General features: G+C 65.2%; 19 protein-coding genes and 3 pseudogenes. 13 read left to right on the plus strand and 9 right to left on the minus strand.

Annotation, left to right across the window (positions count from 1 at the left end):
- The first annotated feature begins 171 nt into the window (after window positions 1–171).
- The gene (locus QOH60_RS05250; RefSeq protein WP_526417836.1) at window positions 172–810 is read left to right on the plus strand and encodes a TetR/AcrR family transcriptional regulator; all 639 of its coding nucleotides are present in this window, start codon (window positions 172–174) and stop codon (window positions 808–810) included.
- On the opposite strand, the gene QOH60_RS05255 is transcribed toward QOH60_RS05250, so the two are convergent.
- Complete coding sequence (locus QOH60_RS05255) at window positions 761–1,186, minus strand: GAF domain-containing protein (protein WP_526417838.1); 426 nt, start codon at window positions 1,184–1,186, stop codon at window positions 761–763. The two genes, QOH60_RS05250 and QOH60_RS05255, sit on opposite strands and share 50 nt — an antisense overlap.
- Window positions 1,187–1,413: 227 nt before the next feature.
- On the opposite strand from QOH60_RS05255, the gene QOH60_RS05260 reads away from it, so the two are divergent.
- Complete coding sequence (locus QOH60_RS05260) at window positions 1,414–2,403, plus strand: alpha/beta hydrolase (RefSeq protein ID WP_526417840.1); 990 nt, start codon at window positions 1,414–1,416, stop codon at window positions 2,401–2,403.
- A gap of 46 nt (window positions 2,404–2,449) precedes the next feature.
- A pseudogene (locus tag QOH60_RS05265) lies at window positions 2,450–2,635 on the plus strand (cytochrome P450); the annotation flags it as partial.
- Window positions 2,636–2,704: 69 nt separating this feature from the next.
- Here the strand turns inward: QOH60_RS05265 and QOH60_RS05270 are convergent.
- Window positions 2,705–3,151 carry a hypothetical protein gene (locus tag QOH60_RS05270; protein ID WP_526417842.1) on the minus strand — a complete coding sequence of 149 codons (447 nt, stop codon included), beginning with the start codon at window positions 3,149–3,151 and terminating at the stop codon, window positions 2,705–2,707.
- Entirely contained in the window at window positions 3,148–3,783 is a 636-nt protein-coding gene (locus QOH60_RS05275; RefSeq protein WP_526417844.1) for a type 2 periplasmic-binding domain-containing protein, read from the minus strand. The genes QOH60_RS05270 and QOH60_RS05275 overlap by 4 nt, the downstream gene beginning before the upstream one ends.
- 367 nt (window positions 3,784–4,150) lie before the next feature.
- On the opposite strand from QOH60_RS05275, the gene QOH60_RS05280 reads away from it, so the two are divergent.
- From QOH60_RS05280 to QOH60_RS05320, 9 genes are read left to right on the plus strand one after another with little or no spacing between them, the layout of a single operon-like run.
- Complete coding sequence (locus QOH60_RS05280; RefSeq protein WP_526417846.1) at window positions 4,151–5,497, plus strand: amidohydrolase family protein; 1,347 nt, start codon at window positions 4,151–4,153, stop codon at window positions 5,495–5,497.
- Between the two features lie 12 nt (window positions 5,498–5,509).
- Window positions 5,510–7,855, plus strand: coding sequence for a CaiB/BaiF CoA-transferase family protein (locus QOH60_RS05285; RefSeq protein WP_526417848.1), 2,346 nt, complete (start codon window positions 5,510–5,512; stop codon window positions 7,853–7,855).
- A 1-nt stretch (window position 7,856) separates the two neighbouring features.
- Window positions 7,857–8,186 (plus strand): hypothetical protein, encoded by a 330-nt coding sequence (locus QOH60_RS05290; protein WP_526417850.1) that lies wholly within the window; start codon window positions 7,857–7,859, stop codon window positions 8,184–8,186.
- Window positions 8,187–8,200: 14 nt separating this feature from the next.
- Window positions 8,201–9,361: a thiolase family protein gene (locus QOH60_RS05295; protein WP_526417852.1), complete on the plus strand. Its 1,161-nt coding sequence runs from the start codon at window positions 8,201–8,203 to the stop codon at window positions 9,359–9,361.
- Window positions 9,358–9,771, plus strand: a complete 414-nt coding sequence (locus QOH60_RS05300) for a Zn-ribbon domain-containing OB-fold protein (protein ID WP_526417854.1) — start codon at window positions 9,358–9,360, stop codon at window positions 9,769–9,771. Before QOH60_RS05295 ends, QOH60_RS05300 begins: the two co-directional genes overlap by 4 nt.
- A 3-nt stretch (window positions 9,772–9,774) precedes the next feature.
- Entirely contained in the window at window positions 9,775–10,440 is a 666-nt protein-coding gene (locus QOH60_RS05305; protein WP_526417856.1) for a MarR family transcriptional regulator, read from the plus strand.
- On the plus strand, window positions 10,437–12,647 hold the full coding sequence (locus QOH60_RS05310) for an acyl-CoA dehydrogenase family protein (RefSeq protein WP_526417858.1): 2,211 nt from the start codon (window positions 10,437–10,439) through the stop codon (window positions 12,645–12,647). The genes QOH60_RS05305 and QOH60_RS05310 overlap by 4 nt, the downstream gene beginning before the upstream one ends.
- A gap of 12 nt (window positions 12,648–12,659) precedes the next feature.
- A complete protein-coding gene (locus QOH60_RS05315) occupies window positions 12,660–13,868 on the plus strand; it encodes a thiolase family protein (protein ID WP_526417860.1) in 1,209 nt (402 codons plus the stop codon).
- A 5-nt stretch (window positions 13,869–13,873) separates the two neighbouring features.
- Window positions 13,874–14,314, plus strand: coding sequence for a Zn-ribbon domain-containing OB-fold protein (locus QOH60_RS05320; RefSeq protein ID WP_526417862.1), 441 nt, complete (start codon window positions 13,874–13,876; stop codon window positions 14,312–14,314).
- Here QOH60_RS05320 and QOH60_RS05325 read toward each other — a convergent pair.
- Both QOH60_RS05325 and QOH60_RS05330 read right to left on the minus strand, forming a co-directional pair.
- Window positions 14,269–14,613: pseudogene (locus QOH60_RS05325) on the minus strand (TVP38/TMEM64 family protein); the annotation flags it as partial. The gene QOH60_RS05320 and the pseudogene QOH60_RS05325 sit on opposite strands and share 46 nt — an antisense overlap.
- 77 nt (window positions 14,614–14,690) lie before the next feature.
- Window positions 14,691–15,884: a thiolase family protein gene (locus QOH60_RS05330; protein ID WP_526417864.1), complete on the minus strand. Its 1,194-nt coding sequence runs from the start codon at window positions 15,882–15,884 to the stop codon at window positions 14,691–14,693.
- 90 nt (window positions 15,885–15,974) lie between these two features.
- On the opposite strand from QOH60_RS05330, the gene QOH60_RS05335 reads away from it, so the two are divergent.
- Window positions 15,975–16,373, plus strand: coding sequence for a Zn-ribbon domain-containing OB-fold protein (locus QOH60_RS05335; protein WP_526417872.1), 399 nt, complete (start codon window positions 15,975–15,977; stop codon window positions 16,371–16,373).
- Between the two features lie 33 nt (window positions 16,374–16,406).
- On the opposite strand, the gene QOH60_RS05340 is transcribed toward QOH60_RS05335, so the two are convergent.
- The 4 genes and pseudogenes from QOH60_RS05340 to QOH60_RS05355 form a co-directional block, all read right to left on the minus strand.
- Window positions 16,407–17,039 (minus strand): FMN-binding negative transcriptional regulator, encoded by a 633-nt coding sequence (locus QOH60_RS05340; protein ID WP_526417866.1) that lies wholly within the window; start codon window positions 17,037–17,039, stop codon window positions 16,407–16,409.
- 99 nt (window positions 17,040–17,138) lie between these two features.
- A complete protein-coding gene (gene mddA / locus QOH60_RS05345; RefSeq protein ID WP_526417868.1) occupies window positions 17,139–17,942 on the minus strand; it encodes a methanethiol S-methyltransferase in 804 nt (267 codons plus the stop codon).
- A gap of 128 nt (window positions 17,943–18,070) precedes the next feature.
- Window positions 18,071–19,120, minus strand: a complete 1,050-nt coding sequence (locus tag QOH60_RS05350; protein WP_526417870.1) for a phosphotransferase family protein — start codon at window positions 19,118–19,120, stop codon at window positions 18,071–18,073.
- Window positions 19,121–19,206: 86 nt separating this feature from the next.
- Window positions 19,207–19,484, minus strand: a pseudogene (locus QOH60_RS05355) (TetR/AcrR family transcriptional regulator); the annotation flags it as partial.

Raw genomic sequence — 19,484 nt, forward strand, 5'->3', positions numbered from 1 at the left:
ACGCTGATGGCGATCGCCGCCGCCGCGGCTCGCGATGTGCGGCCGCCAAGGCCGAAGGACAATCTGACCAGCACGCGCCTGGGGTACGACCCGATGTCCTTTGACGACGGACTGCGCCTGCTCATCCCGTGGCTGCGCGAACTCGGCCGGCTCGGCTGAGGGGTCGCTGCCGTGCCGACTTCACAGCCGCGCCCGTCCGGCTCAGATCCCATGGACGTGGCCGAGCGGATCCTCGACGCGGCGCGCACCCTCGTCTTGCGAAACGGTGCCCGGCGACTTTCGCTGACCGACGTGGCAACGATGGCTGGGGTCTCCCGCCCCACGGTGTACCGCTACTTCCTTTCCAAGGAGGAATTGATCGACGCCTTGGGCAAGAACGAGTACCGCCGCTTCAACACTGCGATGGACGAGGCCGTCGCGGGCACTGTCGGCCTTGACCGGCTTGACGCCGCCATCGACGTCGTGGTGGCTTTTCTGAAGGAGCAGCCGCCCCGTGGCCTCGTGGACCTCGAGCCCGGCTTCACTCAGGACCAGATGGCACAGGTCCTGCCGATGATGACCAGGGCGTTGGCGGCGGTGCTTGCAGACTGCGTCCGCGACGAGGACGTGTTGCTGGTGGCGCCTGCCAGCGACGTCGCCGGTGCCATCGCGCGAACTGCGTTGAGCCACTACATTTTTCCTGATCCCGACGACGCCGCCGCGCTGCGCCAAATCCGGGCGGCGGCCGGGCTGCCCGTGAAGAAAGCGGCTCGCCGGCCGCCTAATCTTCTCGCCGCGACTGATCCCAAATCTTTTGGGTCTCTTGGCTGACCGACGGGTCATGTGTCGCCTGAAAGTTTCTCCCGCCGCGCCGGAATGTGGCGACGACGGCAGCGGGCACATCTGGCTCTATGAGCGGCTCGGGCAGCCAGTCACATGGCCGAACATGCACGAGATCGACAGCGGCGGCGTCGTCGTCGCGGTCGTAGAAGTACGGCCCGTTGATCCGGCCCAGCCAGAACAGCCCGTCCGCGTCGCGGGTCCACACGAACGCGCCTTCGTCGACATCAGCGAACCGAGCGACCCGCCGTTGTAGGCGGTCCCGCTCGTCGCGCCCGTTCACCAGAGCGCCGAAGCCGCACAAGCCGAGCCGGCGTGCGCGTTCGATGGTCGCCCGCAACTCGATTCCCTCGACGCGGGATCGCATCGGCGCGCGATAGACGGCGGCAGGGAACACGCTTATCGATACCCGCGCTATCACGATCTCAACCGCGGACCCCGGCCAGCTTGCCCCTTGAACAATCAATTGTTCGCAGCTGGAAGGTGATTCACGTCTCGCCAGATCGGAAGTCGCCTCACCGATTTCTCCCAGACATCGGGCGGCGCCCCGTCGTTAAGCTTGCCTAAAGGTTCCCCCATCTACATAATCAGCCGGTGACCCAACTGATGAGTCGTATCCGCGCGTCCGTCGTCGCGCTGATCTCGGTATTTGCTCTCGTGTCGATTCCGTTGGCTGCGGCTCCTCACGCAGCCGCCGATGCCGCGCGCATCACGGACATTCAGCACGTCAACGACCGCTGGGACAAGGTCTCGGTGTTCTCGCCGTCGATGAACAAAGTCATCGTCAACGACGTCTTCAAGGCTCCCAAAGCGGGTGCGCCTACGTTCTATCTCTTGCCCGGCATCGACGGTGGCGACGACCTGGAGGGCCCCATCCCGCCTGGGATGAAGGCCTGGTTCGGGATGACCGACATCCAGGGTTTCTTCGCGAACAAGAACGTCAACGTCGTCTCGCCGCTCGGCGGCGCGTTCAGCTGGTGGACTGACTGGGTCAACGACCCTGGCAAGCAGTACCAGACCTACATGACGCGCGAGCTGCCGCCACTCATCAACGCCCAGTACAAGGCCAACGGCAAGAACGGGGTCGGCGGGTTATCCAGCACCGGGGGCACCGCGATCGACTACGCCGTGCAGGCGCCGGGAGTCTTCAAGGCCGCGGGGTGCTACAGCGGTTTCCCGGCGCCTTCGGACCCTGATGCGGCCCAGCAGGTGTCGTTGACGCTGTCGGGCGGCGGCGCGAATGCGGGCGACATGTGGGGCCCACAGGGCGGGCCGCTCTGGGTGCAGCACGATCCGTCGAAGAACATCGGCAAACTGAAGGGCGTGGCGGTCTACGCGGCTGCCTCAGGAGGCGGTCAGGGCGCCGTCGACCGGTTGCCCGAAGGATTCGGGAACAATTTCACCGGTGGCCTCATCGAGGGCATTGTGGCCGACAACACACGGCGATTTGCGGATGCCGCGGCGGCCGGCGGCCTTCCGATCACGTACGTCGTGCGCCCGGAGGGCTCCCACACCTGGGGTTTGTTCGAGTCGGAGATGCAGGAGTCCTGGAACACCACCATCGGGCGGGCGCTGGGGGCATAGCTTCTCGCTCTGAACGGAAGCGTTACCGGACAACCCTTATCTCACCGCGGTGGTGAATGAGACATGTATTGCGGCATTGAACGCACCGCATCGTGTCGACGGTGTGACCTACGCAGCCAACGACGTCATCGGAATTGCGGTTCCTGCAGTTCATTTCGCTCCCCGAGTGTGGTCGGATCCGCATCGGTTCGATCCTGATCGTTTCGCAGGCAGCGCTCTTCTTGTGTTGTAGGACAGGACATCCGGACACGGCCGGGCATCATGTCTGGCCGCACCCGGACTCGCGCACCGCTGGTTCGCATCAGACCTGCAGCAACCGCTCGAAGAATTCGCGGTACCGGGTCAGCGCCAGACGGAGGTCTTCCGTTGAGATCTCCTCGCCTCGCGCCCACTGTTCCTCGAGACGCGAACGCGCCGCGGCGAATCCCGCGGTGAGCTGATCGACGACGTCGGACACGAGACTGTCGGCGTTCTGCACACACTGACGCGGATCGTCGACGAACTCCGTTTGGATATCCGTCCAGCGCAACCGCAGGTTCGAGAGGTCACCCTCCGCAAACAGCGCTTCGTCGGATGACGCGTCCTCCGCGACGGGCGCGTCGGTGGCCACAGCCGGCTCGGCGGCCGCGGCCGACACGGTGTCGGCGGCGGGAGCGGTCGTCGGTGCCGGTGGGAATTCTTGGTCCAGCGGCGCGACGGTTTCGGGCTGCTGAGCAAGGGTTTCGGCCTGCTGATCGTGGGTGGTCATGCCAGCGTCTCCTTCGAGTCGGTTCTCGCGTTTTCGGCCTTCACGTCTTCTGGCGTGACGTCTTGTGCCTTGACGTCTTGTGCCTTGACGTCTTCGTCGTGTCCGAGCAATTTCTCGAACAGCGCCCGGTAGTGGACGAATGCCTCGCGCTGGTCCTCGGTGCCGGTGGCGCCGTTGCCCTGCGCTTCGTAAATCTGGTGCGCCGAACGGTAATTCGCGACCACGTCGGGGTGGTCGACGGAGATGTCCGACGCGCGGCGGTCGAAGTCGTCGACCGGGTAGCCGCGTTCGCGCATCACCTCGGAGACAAGCCGGTCCGCCTCGCTCACGGCGCTGTCCGGGTGGTCGACAAAGGCGGCCTGCACGTCGCGCCACTGGGTGGCATACCGCTCGCGGGCCTCGGGCGTCAATTCGATGATGTCGAGTTTGCTGCGTTCGCGTTGGCGCGCAACGAGTTCCTTCTCCGCAGCACGTTGTTCGCCCACTTCACTGACGGTGTGGTCGTACTCTGGACCGAACCGTTCCTTGAGCGTTCTGGATTTCCTGCGCCTCATCGATGCCCACACGAGCACGACGGCCAGCGCCGCTACCGCCACCAGCGCAACGATGAAAAACCATCCCCACACAGCCATTTCGCTAACCTCCTACGGTTGATAAGAAGCGGGTACCCCGGCCTATTTCTACGAAACCGTCAATTGGGATCGGGAATCCCGTGCGGTGAACGAAAGTGACGTTATGGCGCTCGGTACTCGCACTTCGTCTACGTGACGTCACTTTCGGCGCCGGGGCTACGGCGACGACACGCCGAGGCGGTTCGCCGTGGCTTCACGCTCGCGGGTATGAGTCTGCGCGTCCTTGGCGCCTTGATCATTGACTATTAGTCAGTCGACGTCCTCCTGCCGAGAGCAGACTTAAAGCACGGTTTACGGCGGAAAACGTGTCATAAGTCTGATCTCGACGCCATTGACATGTCGGCAAGAACATCGTCTACTAGTCACTGTGAATACGGACGATCTGATCCTGATCAGCGTCGACGACCACATCGCCGAGCCTGCGGACATGTTCGACGCTCACGTGCCGGCAAAGTACAAGGAGTACGCGCCGCGCGTGGTGATCGAGCCCGACGGAATTCAGCAGTGGTACTACGGCGACATCCGCGGGCGGAACATGGGGCTGAACGCCGTCGCGGGCAAGCCGCGCGAGATGTACAACGTGGATGCGTCCCGGTACGACGAAATGCGGCCGGGATGTTTCAACGTCGACGAGCGCGTCCGTGACATGAATGCCGGCGGTCAGCTCGCCGGGCTCAATTTCCCTAATTTCACCGGGTTCTCGGGCCAGGTGCTGAACCAGGGGCCCGATCGCGAGATGAACCTCGTGATGATCAAGGCGTACAACGACTGGCACGTCGACGAGTGGTGCGGCGCCTACCCCGGGCGGTTCATCCCGTGCGGCATTCTGCCCCTCTTCGATGTCCATGAAGCGGCCAAGGAGATCAAGCGGCTAGCCGAAAAGGGTTGCCACGCAGTCACATTCTCGGAAAATCCCGAAGCCCTGGACATGCCGAGCATCCACACCAAGCACTGGTATCCACTCTTCGAGGCGGCGTGCGAGAACCGCACGGTGCTGTGCACCCACGTCGGCTCGTCGTCGAGGTCGCCGATGATGTCGCTGGATGCGCCACCCAGCGTCGCCATGACCGCGTCGTCGATGATGAGCATGTTCACGTTCGTCGAGCTGCTGTGGGCGCAGTTCTACGCCGACTTCCCCGAGATCAAGTTCTCGCTCACCGAGGGCGACGTGGGCTGGGTCCCGTATTTTCTCTGGCGCGCCGAGCATGTCTTCCAACGGCATTCGGGGTGGACCAACGCGACGTTCCCCGAGGGCTACGACGGACCGGGCGATGTGTTCAGACGCCACATGTACACGTGCTTCATCAGCGACAAAGTCGGCGTCAAGAACATGGACTGGTTCAACGAGGACATGCTGTGCTGGGAGTCGGATTTCCCGCACTCCGACAGCAACTGGCCGTTCGCACCCGAGGATGTGCTGCAGACCATGGGACACCTCGACGATGCTGTGATCAACAAGATCACCCACGAGAATGCCATGGCGGCATATTCTTTCGACCCCTTCAGGCATATCCTCAAGGAACAGGCCCGGGCGAAAGCCCTGCGCGCGCAAGCCACCGATGTCGACGTGGTCACCCACGTCGGGCACAAGGCGAGTCAACGTGATCGCGACACCTGGACGCGGATGACGACATTCGCGCGGCAGGCCCAAGACGCTGCACGCACAGTCGACGCGACGGGCATCGCCGACCGTGCACACGCCTTGGGTAGCTGAGCGGGCCAGCCGGTGACCGATGACGCAGTACGGCACCCGCCGTTCGCGGGTTGGCGAGTGCTGGAGCTGTCCAGTGGAATCGCGGTGGCCTACTGCGGCAAGATGTTCACTGATGCCGGCGCGGATGTCGTCAAAATCGAGTCGGCGCAGGGTGATCCGATGCGGCAGTCCTCGGATGCGCTGTTCGGTTATCTCGCCGCAGACAAACGGTCCGTCGTCGGGGAGGACGCCGAGATTGCGAGCCTCTTCGCAGGCGCCGACCTCGTCCTCACCGACCTGTCAGATGGCTGGTCGCTCGAGCGCGTCACGTCGCTGACGAACTCCTCAGCCGTTGTCGTCGCGGTGACACCGTTCGGCACGACCGGCCCCTACGTCGACGACCAGGTGGTGGCGAACGAGTTCATTCTGCAAGCGCTGTGCGGTTCGATCGCCAGCCGCGGATGGCCGGGCTCGGAACCCCTGCAGGCCGGCGGGCGGATCGGTGAGTGGCTGGCGGGTACGTTCGCCGCGGTCGTGGCAGCCGCGTCGGTTCGGCACGCGCGCAACGGCGGTGGCGGCGCGGCCGTCGACGTCTCGGTGTACGAGTCGATGGTCGTCGCGATGGGCAGCCTCTCGGCGATGTCGGCCAGCGTGCTCGGCGAGGACTCGCTGCTGACCCAGCGCAGCCTCGAGCTTCCGTCGATCGTTCCGACTGCCGACGGACTGGTGGGGTTCTGCACCATCACCGCTCAGCAGTTCCAGGACTTCCTGGTGCTGATCGAACGACCGGACCTCGTCGACGACGCCGACCTCGCGTCGATGGCCGGGCGGGTACGGCGCCGTAACGAATTCCTCGACATCGTCCATCGCTGGACACAGGACAAGACCACTGGCGAAATCATCGATCTTGCAGCGGCTTTCAGGATCCCCGTCGCGCCCATCGCGTCGCCGAGCACGGTCGCCGGCATCGACCATTTCGTCGCGCGCGGTGTGTTCGTCGAAACGGGACGCGGCGTGCAACCGCGGGTGCCTTATCGCAGCGAGGCGATTGCCACCCGAGCGCCAGGGTCACCACCGCGGGTGGGCGCAGACTCCGGTGGGGTGCACTGGCACGCGCGCAACGACGTGGCGGCACCGCGCGACGGATACATGTTGCCGCTCAACGGGTTACGCGTCGCCGACCTCACCGCGTTCTGGGCGGGGCCCGTCGCCACCCAGGTGCTGGCAGCTCTGGGCGCCGATGTCATCAAGGTGGAAGGGGTGCGCAGGCCCGACGGCATGCGTTTCGCCGGGGGGCGTCCGCCGACGTGGGACCTGTGGTGGGAGTGGGGACCGGTCTTCTTGTGCAGCAATACGAACAAGCGGGGCATAAGCCTCGAGCTGAGTCTCCCGCAGGGACGGGCGGTGCTGCTGGACCTGGTGGCCGAGTGCGACCTCGTCGTCGAGAACTTCTCCCCACGGGTGATGGGGAACTTCGGCCTCGAATGGGACGCGATCGAGGCGGCCAATCCGAACGCGATCATGGTGCGGATGCCGGCGTTCGGTCTCGACGGCCCGTGGCGCGACAGGGTCGGGTTCGCGCAGACCATGGAGCAGGCGACCGGAATGGCTTGGGTGACTGGACTTTCCGATGGGGCGCCGATCATCCCGCGGGGCGTGTGTGATCCGGTCGCGGGATTGCACGCGGCATTCGCCGCCATCGCCGGGCTGGTGGTCCGCGACCGTCATGGCCGGGGCATGCAGATTGAGACCCCGATGGTCGAAGCCGCACTGAACATCGCGGCCGAGATGCTCCTCGAATACACCCAGAACGGTGTCGAGCTGCGACGAGACGGCAACCGCGGGCCCGGCGCCTGCCCGCAAGGTGTGTACCGATGCACCGGGGATGATGCGTGGGTGGCGCTCGCTGTTCTCGACGACGCGACGTGGACCGGCCTGGCCAAACTGATTGGCCACCCCGAGTCGGGCCGCGATTCCGCGTTGACGACCGAAGCCGGACGTCGTGCTCGCGCCGATGACATCGACAAGCTGCTCGACGACTGGGCGGCGCAGCGGACCGTCCAGAGTGCGGTCCGGGAGTTGCGCGGATGCGGCGCCGCTGCCGCACCGGTGGTGGCGCCGCCGTCCTTGCTCGGCGATGAACAGTTATGTGCCCGCGGATTCTGGGAACAGGTCCGGCACCCCGTCGTCGGTGAATACCTATGCACGGGAATGCCGTTCACTTTTCTGGGTCTGCCCCGGCGCTGGGTGCGCACCGCGCCGCCGGTGTACGGCCAGCACACAAGGGAGGTTCTTTCCGAGATTCTAGGTCTGTCGCCGGATGAGCGGGCCGCACTACAACGCGACGGTGTGACAAGCGACCGGCCGGCGGGGCTCTGACATGGCCATCACCCTGTGCATTCCGCCGCGGTCCGGTGAGTTGTGTGCGCCGGTGCGGTTCCTGGTGCGCGGCCACTCGCTGGTGATGGAACTGACCGCCAGGCACCGGATCACCAGCGTCGAGTGGGACGCGGCCGAGCGGGCGGTGGCTATGGTCGTCGAGATCACGGACCCGGAAACGGCGCGGCCCGTCGATGTGCGGATCGACGTCGTGGCCGCCGGGACGCCCGCCAGGGAGATACGCACGCAGAAGATCGGCACCGTCGTCCGCGACGGACGGTCCTACGACGTTCTCGGCACGTACCTCGGCGTTGTGGCAGACGAAAACTAGACCATGGAGAGGGTATGAGCGCGAAGAAGCGCACAGCCGCGATCGTCGGTGTCTACAACACCCGCCAGGGTCGCCGGCTGGAGGGCGAGACCTCCAGAGGCCTTGCCCTGCAGGCAGTCCGCGGAGCGCTGGACGACGCAGGCTTATGTCTCGACGACGTTGACGGCATCACCTCCGGCGAGCAGGCCACCGCGTTGATCTACGACATGCGAATCGGCCCCGCCTGGCAGGGGTTCAATTTCGGCGTCGGCATGATCACCGAGGCGGCCGCTGCGATTGAATACGGACTGGCCAATGTCGTGGTCCTGGTCTCAGCGCAGGCGGGAGAGTACCGGGACCATGAGGCCACCGCGCCGTGGACGCGGCCGGAAAACGAATTCGTCGCGCCCTGGGGGATGTTCACCGCGGCCGAGTTCGCCTTGATCGCGCGGCGGCACATGCACGTCTACGGCACGACGCGGGAGCAGTTGTCCATCGTGGCGGCGACCATTCGCAACAACGGCTCAGCCAACCCGGACGCCGTCTACTACGGACGGGGCCCGTTCTCGCCGGACGACATCACCGCGTCCCGGCTCATCGCCGACCCCTATCACCTGTTGGACTGCGCCACCACCTCCGAAGGCGGTTGCGCGCTGGTGCTGGCCAATGTCGCAGAGTTCGATGTCGCGTCCGATCCCACATACATCCTCGGCAGCGGCGCCGACTTCAACGGACCGTCGTATCAGCATCCGCCGGAATGGGATTTGACCGGCCGTACGGGTGGTGACCCCAACGGGGTCGTCGGAAGACGCGCTGCGGACCTGGCTTTCGCACACGCGGGCATCGGGCGCGACGACGTCGACGTTCTCGAACTCTACGATCCGTTCTCGTTCGAGATCATCCGCCAGCTGGAGGCGTTCCGGTTCTGCCCCGACGGGGCGGGCGGGCCGTTCGTCGAGGACGGTCATATCGCGATCGACGGCAGCCATCCCGTCACCACGGACGGCGGAACGATGTCGTTCAGCCACGCGGGCGCCAACCCTCAGATGATGCAGCGCGCGATTCGCGCGGTGCAGCAGCTCCGAGGCGACGCCGGCGCACTTCAGATTCCCGGCGCGCGTATCGCCTTGTGCAGCAACGGGGGAGCCGGTGCCTTGTTCACTACCGTGCTGTTACTCGGAGGCCAGCCGCGATGACCCTGCAACCCCAGTCCGGGCATGTGCCGCATGGTAGCAACCCCGTGAGTGCGCCGTTCTGGGCGGGATGCGCGGAGCACGAGTTGCGATACCAGAACTGCGGCGACTGTGGGCAGGCCAACTTCCCGCCCACCGAATTTTGCCGGTATTGCCTTTCCGGGCAACTGAATTGGGCCAGCAGCGGCGGACTCGGCGAGATCTACAGCTGGACCGTGGTCCATCGACCGGTCACGGCGGCGTTCGCCGCGCCGTATGCGCCCGCGATCGTCACGATGAGCGAGGGCTACCGAATGCTGACGAACATCGTGTTCACCGCCGAGCGCGACCTGAAGGTCGGTCTGCCCGTACGGGTGGAATTCGTTGCGGTCAACGAGGAATTGACGTTGCCCTACTTCACCGCGCAGGCCTGACAGATGCCACGCACAGACGATCTGCCCACCACCGCGTATCTCGTTCTCGGGGTGCTGGCGGCTAACGACGAACAGCTCACCGCCGGTGAAATCAAACTCCGCGCGGAACTGTCTGTGGGGTACTTCTACTGGTCGCCGTCGGTGAGCCACGTCCGCCGTGAGCTGGATCGTTTGCTGGCCCGAAACATGGTCAAGGAGACGGGAGCCCACGCGGGACGACGTGCGATCACGCTATACGAGGTGACGCCGGAAGGGCTTGAGGGCCTTCGTAGGTGGGTGCAGCACTTTCCCAGTCACGACCCCGTCGTCGTCAAACATCCGGTGATCCTGCGGACTTGGTTGGCAGGAGGCGAAGACCCCGACCGAGTCCTGGAGGCACTCGACAGCCATCTGGAGTCCACTCGCGCGCGACTTGACGAAGCGTTGTGGAGCCGTAAACGGTCGCACGATGTCGGGATCACCCAGGATCCCGACCAACGGATCTCGCTCGCCGTGCTCGACTATGCCATCCGCGGCCTGTACGCCGAGCTGTCGAACATCGAGCAGCTCCGCGACGAAATCGCCTCGGGCACAACACGAGATCCGACCAGCAGGGTCAAGCGGCCCAAGGGCCAGATTCGACGACGCAGCCGCCAGGGTACGAATCAACAAGGAGTCGAGGAAGCATGAGCATCGGGCTCACGTCCGAGCAGCAACAGCTCGCCGGCGCGGTGGCGCAGTTCGCGGGCCGGCGGGCTCCGATCGAGGCGACCCGCAAGAACTTCGACTCACTGGCTGCCGGGCAGCTCCCTGAATGGTGGGACGAGTTCGTCGCCACGGGTTTTCACGCGGCGCACCTGCCAGAGCGCGTCGGCGGGGGAGGCGGGGCATTGATCGATGCCGCCTGTGTGGTGGAGGCGGCAGCCACGGCCCTGCTGCCGGGCCCGGTGTTGTCGACGGTCACGGCAGGCGCGGTGGCATTACTGGCCGACGACGCGCCTGCCGTGAGCACGCTGATGGGCCGGCTCGCCGACGGGGCTGCCGCCACCGTGGTGCTACCCGACGGTGGCCTGCGCGCTGCGAAGACCGCCGACGGTTGGTCGGTTACTGGTACATCTGGCGCCACACTCGGAATCTGTTCGGCGCAGGTGATTCTGGCCGGGGCGCTGGTCGATGACGGCGCGATCTGGTTCGCGCTCGACCCGTCCTCATCAGCGACTATCACGACACTGCGCGGCACCGACCTCACCACCGACATCGGGGTATTGCACCTCGACGGCCATGTCGTCCCGCCGTCCTCGGCTCTGGCGGGCATCGATACCGAGCGGGCGCGGTGCGTGGCCACGGCACTCTGTGCCAGCGCGGCGTCGGGAACCGTCCGGTGGTGTGTTGACGCGGTGACCACGCATCTGCGCACCCGCGAGCAGTTCGGCAAACCGATCGGGACTTTTCAAGCGCTGCAGCACCAGGCGGCCATGCTGCTGGTGAATGCCGAACTGGCGACCGCTGCGGCCTGGGATGCGGTGCGCGCCGCGAAGGAATCCCTGCCCCAGAACCAAATCGCGGCAGCAGGTGCCGCGCTGATGACGGTGATCCCGGCACCCGAAGTCGTTCTCGACGCCCTGACCATGTTCGGCGCGATCGGCTTCACCTGGGAGCACGACCTCCACCTCTATTGGCGCAGGGCCATCGCACTCGCGGCATCCCTGGGCCCGGCGAACCGGTTCGCAAAATCCCTGGGTGAGCTGACTTGCCGCGAAAACCGTGATGTGGCAGTGAATCTCGGTGACACCGAGTCCGATTTCCGTCGACATGTGGCCGAGGTGCTCGATCACGCGCTGACATTGCGCAATGACGGGCCGGGTCGGCAGGGCGATTACGACCACTTCGCCACCGGACCGCAACGCACCCTCATCGCCGAGGCCGGCCTCATCGCACCGCACTGGCCGGCGCCGTGGGGGCTCGACGCGACGCCCCTGCAACAGCTCATCATTGACGACGAGTTCGGCAAGCGCGCCGATCTGGTCCGGCCCTCTCTCGGTATCGCCGAGTGGATCCTGCCGACGCTCGTGAACGCCGCGTCGCCCGAGATCCAGGCACGGCTGATTCCACCCACTCAACGCGGCGAACTCGCATGGTGCCAGATGTTCAGCGAGCCGGGCGCCGGCTCTGATCTCGCGTCGCTGACCACCAAGGCGACGAAGGTCGACGGCGGGTGGCGGGTCAACGGCCACAAGATCTGGACGTCGGCGGCCCAGCATGCCGACTACGGCGCGCTGCTTGCCCGCACCGACCCTGACGCTGCCAAACACCGCGGCATTGGCTACTTCATCGTCGACATGGCATCCGAAGGCATTGAGTTGCAACCTATCCGGACAGCCGACGGCGACGAGCACTTCAACGAGATCTTCCTTCGAGATGTCTTCGTGCCCGACGAGATGCTGCTCGGCGAGCCTACGGACGGCTGGACTCTGGCGATCGCCACCATGGCTCAGGAGCGGGTTGCGATCAGCGGCTATGTGAACTTCGATCGGGCCGTGGAACTCCGCCGCCTCGCCAATCGTTCTGGGCCCGAGCAAGTTCCGGCTTTGCACGCGCTGGGCCAGGTCGATGCGTACGGCAATGCGATCAAGGTGCTCGCGGTGCGCGAGGTGATCAGGCTGCTCGACGGGCAAGCCGCCGGTCCGGCGTCCAGCATCGCGAAGGTCGCGATGAACACGATGTTGCGACGCGCTTCAATGGCCACTCTCGAACTGACCGCCCCGCAGGCAATCGTCGAGGACAGCGAAGTGGTGGCGTCCTATCTGCGCCTGCCGGCTGAACTCATCGGCGGCGGAACCAAAGAGATCCAGCTCAATATCATCGCCCAGATGATTCTCGGGCTGCCGCGGAAGTAGGAAAGGAACCGCATGGGATTGCGTGGCGAAGCAGCCATCGTCGGATATGTAGAGCTGCCCCCGGAGCGACTGAACAAGGCCGGCCCGGCGCCCTTCACCCTTGAACAATGGGCCGAGTTGGCCGCCGTCGCGCTGCAGGACGCGGGGCTGTCGGCTGAAACCGTAAACGGGATCTGCACGTCGCATTCGCAGGAGACGCAGCTCTTCGTGCCGTCGACGATCGCCGAATATCTGGGTGTCGACGCGAATTTCGCCGAGCTGCTCGACCTCGGTGGTGCGAGTGCGGCAGGGATGGTGTGGCGCGCAGCCGCGGCCATCGAGCTGGGGCTGTGCGACGTGGTGCTCTGTGGTATGCCTTCGCGCTACATCACGCCGGCATCGGAGAAGAAACCCAAGGCATTGTCCGACGCGGTGTTCTTCGGTGCGTCGAGCAACCAGTATGGTTCTCCGCAAGCCGAATTCGAGATCCCGTACGGCAACATCGGGCAGAACGGCCCGTACGGTCAAGTCGCGCAGCGCTACGGCGCGGTCTACGGCTACGACGAACGCGCGATGGCCAAGATCGTCGTCGACCAGCGGGTCAACGCCAACCACACCGACGGCGCCATCTGGAAGGACACTCCTCTGACTGTCGACGACGTGCTGGCGAGCCCGGTCATCGCGGACCCACTGCACATGCTCGAAATCGTGATGCCGTGCGTCGGCGGCGCTGCCGTCGTGGTGGCGAACGCCGACGTCGCGAGGCGGGCGAAGAATCGGCCGGTATGGGTCAGGGGTTTCGGCGAGCACGTGCCGTTCAAGACGCCGACGTACGCCGCCGATCTGCTGCAGACACCGATCGCGAAGGCGGCCGAAACCGCTTTTGCCATGACCGATCTCGGCCGCGACGACATGGACATGGTGTCGATCTATGACTGCTACACGATCACGGTTCTGCTTTCCCTCGAGGACGCCGGCTTCAGTGAGAAGGGCAAGGGCATGGAGTTCGTCGCCGGCCATGACCTGACGTTTTCCGGCGACTTCCCGCTGAACACTGCCGGCGGCCAACTCGGTTTCGGCCAGGCGGGTCTGGCCGGGGGGATGCACCACGTGTGCGATGCGTCGCGCCAGATTATGGGCCGTGCCGGGGCGGCGCAGGTGGCCGACTGCGATCGCGCGTTCGTGTCGGGCAACGGCGGAATCCTGTCCGAGCAGACCACTCTCATCCTGCAGGGGGACTGATCACCATGGCCAATTTCGAACGACCCATGCCGGTCAAGACGCCCACCACCGCGCCGTTCTGGGATGCGCTCGCGCAGCATCGCATTGCGATCCAGTACTCACCGTCGACGCGGGCGTGGGTCTTCTACCCGCGCGTGCGGGCGCCTCGAACGCTGGCCGCGGACCTCGAATGGCGCGAGATCTCGGGGATGGGGATCCTGTACTCGTACACCGTCGCACGCAGGCCGGTCGGCCCGCATTTCGCCGATGCGGTGCCGCAGATGCTGGCGATCGTCGAATGGGACGAGGGCCCAAGGTTTTCCACAGAGATGGTCAATGTCGAACCGGAACAGCTCAGTGTCGGAATGCGGGTGAAGCCTGTGTTCTGCGATTACCCCGAACACGACGTCACCATGCTGCGTTACGAGCCTGCTGGGGGTTCGGACCGGGCCCGCCACTTTCTGTAGAACCGGTGCGTGGCAAAGGCCCCGATGATGGCTGTCACACACCACACGCCGACCGCCACGTAGGCCAACGGCGAGGACAGGTCCCCGATCGAGGCGCCCAGCGCCGTGTAGACGAACGCTCTGGGCACCGAACCGATGAACGCTCCAACAGCCATCTGCCACAACGGAACTCCGAAAGAGCCGATGGCGTAGGAGCCCAGCGCGTCCGACATACCCGGGATGAACCGCTGACCGACCACAGCCCACAGTCCCCGCCGCTTGATCAGGTCGTCCAGGCGCTCGGCGCGCTCTGGCCCGAGCGCGCTGAGCCATGGCGGCTGACGTTTTTTGTCCGGACAGCGGCGACGACTCCGACAATTAGGACCTCAAGACGGCCTCAGCATGTGAGCAGCATGCATCCCGCGATCGGGCCGCCGCCTGCCGCGGCGACGGCGACCTGCGGGCGTAGGGCCAGCTGACGCTCACCGGCCTGGCCACGCAGCTGAAGGCACGCCTCGTGGAGCAGCCAGTATCCGTGCATGCGTCCCGCGGACAATTGCCCTCCGTACGTGTTCAACGGCAGCTCGCCGTCGAGCGCTATTCGCTTGGCTTGCTCCACGAACGGGCCGGCTTGCCCGTCGGCGCAGAAACCCAGCGCTTCCAGCCAGGCAAACGTGAGAAAGGTGAAGCCGTCGTACAGTTCGGCGACGTTGACGTCCGACGGCGTGAGGTCGGTGCGCGACCACATCTCGGCCGCCGCTTCCACGGAGGCCATCTTCGGGAAGTCGTCTCGGTGAAACCAGCCTCCCGAGCCGTACGCTCCGCCGATTGCCTCCACCGCGACGGCGCGGTGAGGGCAGTCCGCGGTGTAATCACGATGGGAGACAACGAGTGCGATCGATCCGTCGATCGGCACGTCGCAATCAAAAAGTCCGAACGGCGTCGAGACCGGACGCGAGGACATGTAGTCGTCCATGGTCATCGGCGTCCGGAAGGCGGCGAGGGGGTTGAGTCCGGCGTTGCGCCTGCTGTTAACGGCCAGCCAGCCCAGCTGCTCTTTGGTGGTTCCGTACAGTTCCATGTGCCGCCGGCAGTGCATCGCCAGCCAGTTCGCGGCCGAGTAGGCGTGGGCGGCCACCAACTCGTCGATGTCCTCGAACGGCTTGAGCTTGCGTCGCGTTCCCGGGATACGCGGTTCGACCGGTGGCGACGCGAGCGGGTTCAGCATCGGTGATGCCGTCGAGCCGGTCATCGACCCGCCGAGCATCGCGACGGTCCGATACACGAGGACGTGCCGCGCCTGCTTCTCCGACACCGCCCGGAACGCCGACATCACAGGGATGAGCACACCGCCGGTACCGAACCCGACGGGTACCTCTCCGGCTGAAATGCCCAGTGCCTCAGCAACTTCGGTTGGCGGGGTGTCGCCGAATGTGGCGATCCCGTCGATGTCCTGCGCCGTCAGGCCGGCGTCCTCGATGGCCATCCGCGTGGCCTCCAGCGTGAGCTCCACGCCGGGGATGCCCGTCTTGCGCCCGATCCGCGAAATACCGAGGCCGCTGATGATCGCATCCTTCTCGAAGTGGCTCATCGCCCAACCATCCGTTCACCTGGCCATTTTTGTAAAGACAACAGCTTGGAATGTACTTTCTCATGCATGTCTGATGACGCCCCGGCGCGGATGCTGCCCAAACTCGGCGAACACAATCGCGCGTTCTGGACCGGTGGCGCCGACGGGCAGCTGCTGATCGCACGGTGCACTCGCTGCGAGTTGTGGGTCAGCCCACCTGCCGGGGATTGCCCTGACTGCGGCGGTGCACTCGTTGCGCGTCCGGTTTCCGGCCGCGGGACGGTGTTCACGTACACGGTCAACTACCAGCCCTACAACCCCGCCGTGCCCGTCCCATACGTGATTGCGATCGTTACACTCGACGAGCAGGCTGATCTTCGCATCGCGGCGAATATCGTTGACTGCGAACCGGACTCGGTCTCGATAGGCATGGCCGTCGACGTGCGGTTTGAACGCCACGAGGTCGACGAAGAGACGGTCTTCGTCCCGGTATTCGCGCCGCGGTCTTAGCGGGCAGCCACCAGCCGCTCCACTTCGCGCAGGTCATACGGTGCGTGGCAGCCCGTTGCGCTCGGCCACGGCGTCGGCAACCCGGCGGTCGGCCGGCGACGCGGAATCCGTCAAGCCCGCAACGACACCGGCCTGGTTTTGCACAGGCTGGTTTTGAGACATCTTCGCCTTGCCTTCGACGCGCGAGATCACCAGCTCGACGCCCACGATCGCCCTCAGCTGCGCCGCGGTGAACTTCTCGGGCGCATCCGTCACGCGCCAGGGCTGTGCCTGGCTCTGCTCGTGCCTGGTCGTCAACGCGGTCACGAGGTCGAGCACCCACCCGGCGTCGTCATGGGCCACCAGTTGTCCGTATACGTTGACGACTTCGTAGTTCCACGTCGGAACCACCCGGCCTGTCTCGGCCTTGGTGGGGTAGTAGTTAGGCGAGATGTATGCCTTAGGGCCGCCGAAGATCGCGACCGATTGCGCGCCGTCGGCTTTCCAGTGCGGGTTCGCCCGGGAAACGTGGCCGACCAACGTGTGGGCGCTCTCGTTGTAGAGAAGCGGAATCGGCGACACCATGAGGCCGTCGGCGGTGCCGGTGACGAGGTAGGCGAAGCTCGCGGCGTGCAGGGCCGCCGCCGTCTCGTCGTCTGACAGCGCGAATTGCTGTGGAACGTACATCGTGCAATCTCCACCTGTAACCGGGCCATCGGGCGGGCCGCGGACCGCTCGTATTCTCCCTCGGTCGGTCAACGAGCGGCCACGCGGCTGCGAGGGCGATCACCGCCAAGGTCGCGGAAGCAACATCGGCACGCGCTGCCGGTAGCCACGGTACGTGTCGCCTAATGCGTTCACCAGGTCGCGCTCTTCGAGTTGCAGTGCGATGAGGATGTATCCCGTTGTGGCCGCGGCGACCAACAGATGCCCGGCTGTCATCGTCGGTGTCGCCCAGAAGGCGATCAGAAAGCCCAGCATCAACGGATGGCGAACCAGGCGGTAGAGCAGGACCGTGCGAAAACCGGCTTCTGCGTGCGGCTTTGACCGCCACTGCGTCACTACCTGCTTGAGTCCGAACAGCTCGAAGTGGTCGATCATGAACGTCGACGCCAGTACGATTCCCCAACCGGCCCAGCCGAGCGCGGTCAGAGCGATCCGGGCAGGTGACGGATCGACGTGCCACACAGGGATGTCGATCGAGCGCCATTGCCAGAACAGCAGGGCCAACGCCGCGCTCGCAAGCAACACGTAAGTGCTGCGCTCGATCGACGTCGGAACGTACCGGGTCCACCACCGCCTGAAGCCGGGCCGGGCCATCACGCTGTGTTGCAACGCGAACACGGTAAGCAAGGCGACGTCGACGACGACCGCCTGCGCAAGCGGCGCGTCGATCGCCCGGTCGATGGTCCGCGGCACGGCCACGCCGGTGACAAACCCCATCGCGTAGAGGAACGTGGCCAGAAATATCGCGTAGCAGAACGCGCCGTACGCCAAACCGGCAACGCGCGCTGTCGTGCTCCCTGTAGGTTCGGACGCCGTCGTGTGATGGAGGACCGGGCATCCGGTTGCGTAAGGCTGAGTGCTCATCGAGGTGACCCCTTCGGTCGTCAGGTCATTGCCCGCTGAGCATCGGCTCGCGTTTTGGCCAAACGTTGTGCAGTGATGAAATACCGAGGTCAGGGCCACAAGCGCAGAATGCCGCGCTGCCGAACCTGCTAGCCGCGGATGGCTTCCTTCGTCCACTCGGGTAGGAACGATGCGCGCGTGAGGAAGTGGTCGCCCTGCCCGATTTTCCGCAGCAGAACCTGTGTGCGCAGGATGCAGCATCCCATCCGCACCATGGCGAAGATCTCGTACCACTCGAGCGCGATCAGCGGACGGCCGATCATCTCCTCGAATCGGCGAACGATGGCGTCGCGCGAGTCGAAGCCCGGCAGCTCGGGGTCGAGATCGACACCGGTGACCTCCAGCGTCTGCCTGCGGGTGGCCAACCACCAGGCGAAGTCTGTCTCCGCGGGGCAGATGCAGGCCTGCTCCCAGTCGAGTGCACCGACGATCTGACCCGTGTCGTCGAAGATCGCGTTGGACAGCCGCGCGTCGTTCCAGCAGACCGCTAGCGGGCCTGTGTCATCGGGCTGGTGTCGGACCAGCCAGCCGAACGCCTCCGTCATGAGGTCGGGCACCTGGTTGTCGGTGCCCCACTTCACATAGTCGCGCCACCATGCCAATTCGGCGGTGACGCCGACGCCGCCAGGGCGATGCAGCCATGTCGCGTCTGTGATCGGCACCTGTCGAAGACGAGCAATTGTCTCGACGAACGAATCATGAACCCGCCGTTGCACATCGGGGCCGGCATCATGCAGCCACCCCCGCGTCGCGTACGAGGTGTCGGACGGAGTGTGACCGATAATACGTGGCATCACAAGGAATTTGGCGCCGATCCAGGACTTGTCAGGTTCGTAGTACAGGGGCGACGGGGTCGGTATCCCATACTCGTGCAGCAAGTCCTGGGTGAGGGTCTGCGCACCCAGGTCGTAACTCGGGAAGATGCCCCCGCCACCGGGAGGGATCCTCACGACGTATTCGCGGGTCGCTCCCTCTGCACTGGCGGCGAACACCAGGCTTTCGCTCGACCACCCTGCGGCGCGATTCGCCGCGCGTAGGTCGGAGACGTCGGTCTTGGCGCCGAACCTGTGCGCGAACCACGACTCGAGTTGACTGCGGGTTTCCGCCAGGTCGCGTGCCTCGAGGGCGATGCCAGCCATGACCATCAGATTTACATATCGCACCTCGAATGTAAAGCCCGTCCGATTTACGTTCGATGGGCGCTACGTAACAAGGTTTCCTGCGCTCATCCCGCGGCTGCAGCCCTGCGCAGCCGTCGTCGTGACGGTTCGAGGCCCGCCGCCAACCGCAGTTCGGCCAGGAACTCCTCCGGGCTGCCGTCGCCGATCATGTAATGGCACACCGCGATACGGACGACGGCCGCGGCCGCCACCTCGCTGTTCTCGCCCGAGATGATGCGAGCCACCCGGTCGCGCATGACCGGCAGCGAGCGTTTCATCTGGTGCAGCACATGGTCTGGTTCGGTGTCAGCCAGGGAGCCAAGCGAATACGTGCTCTGAAAAT

Origin of the sequence: Mycobacterium sp., from assembly GCF_032159765.1 — a bacterium.
GTDB lineage: Bacteria > Actinomycetota > Actinomycetes > Mycobacteriales > Mycobacteriaceae > Mycobacterium.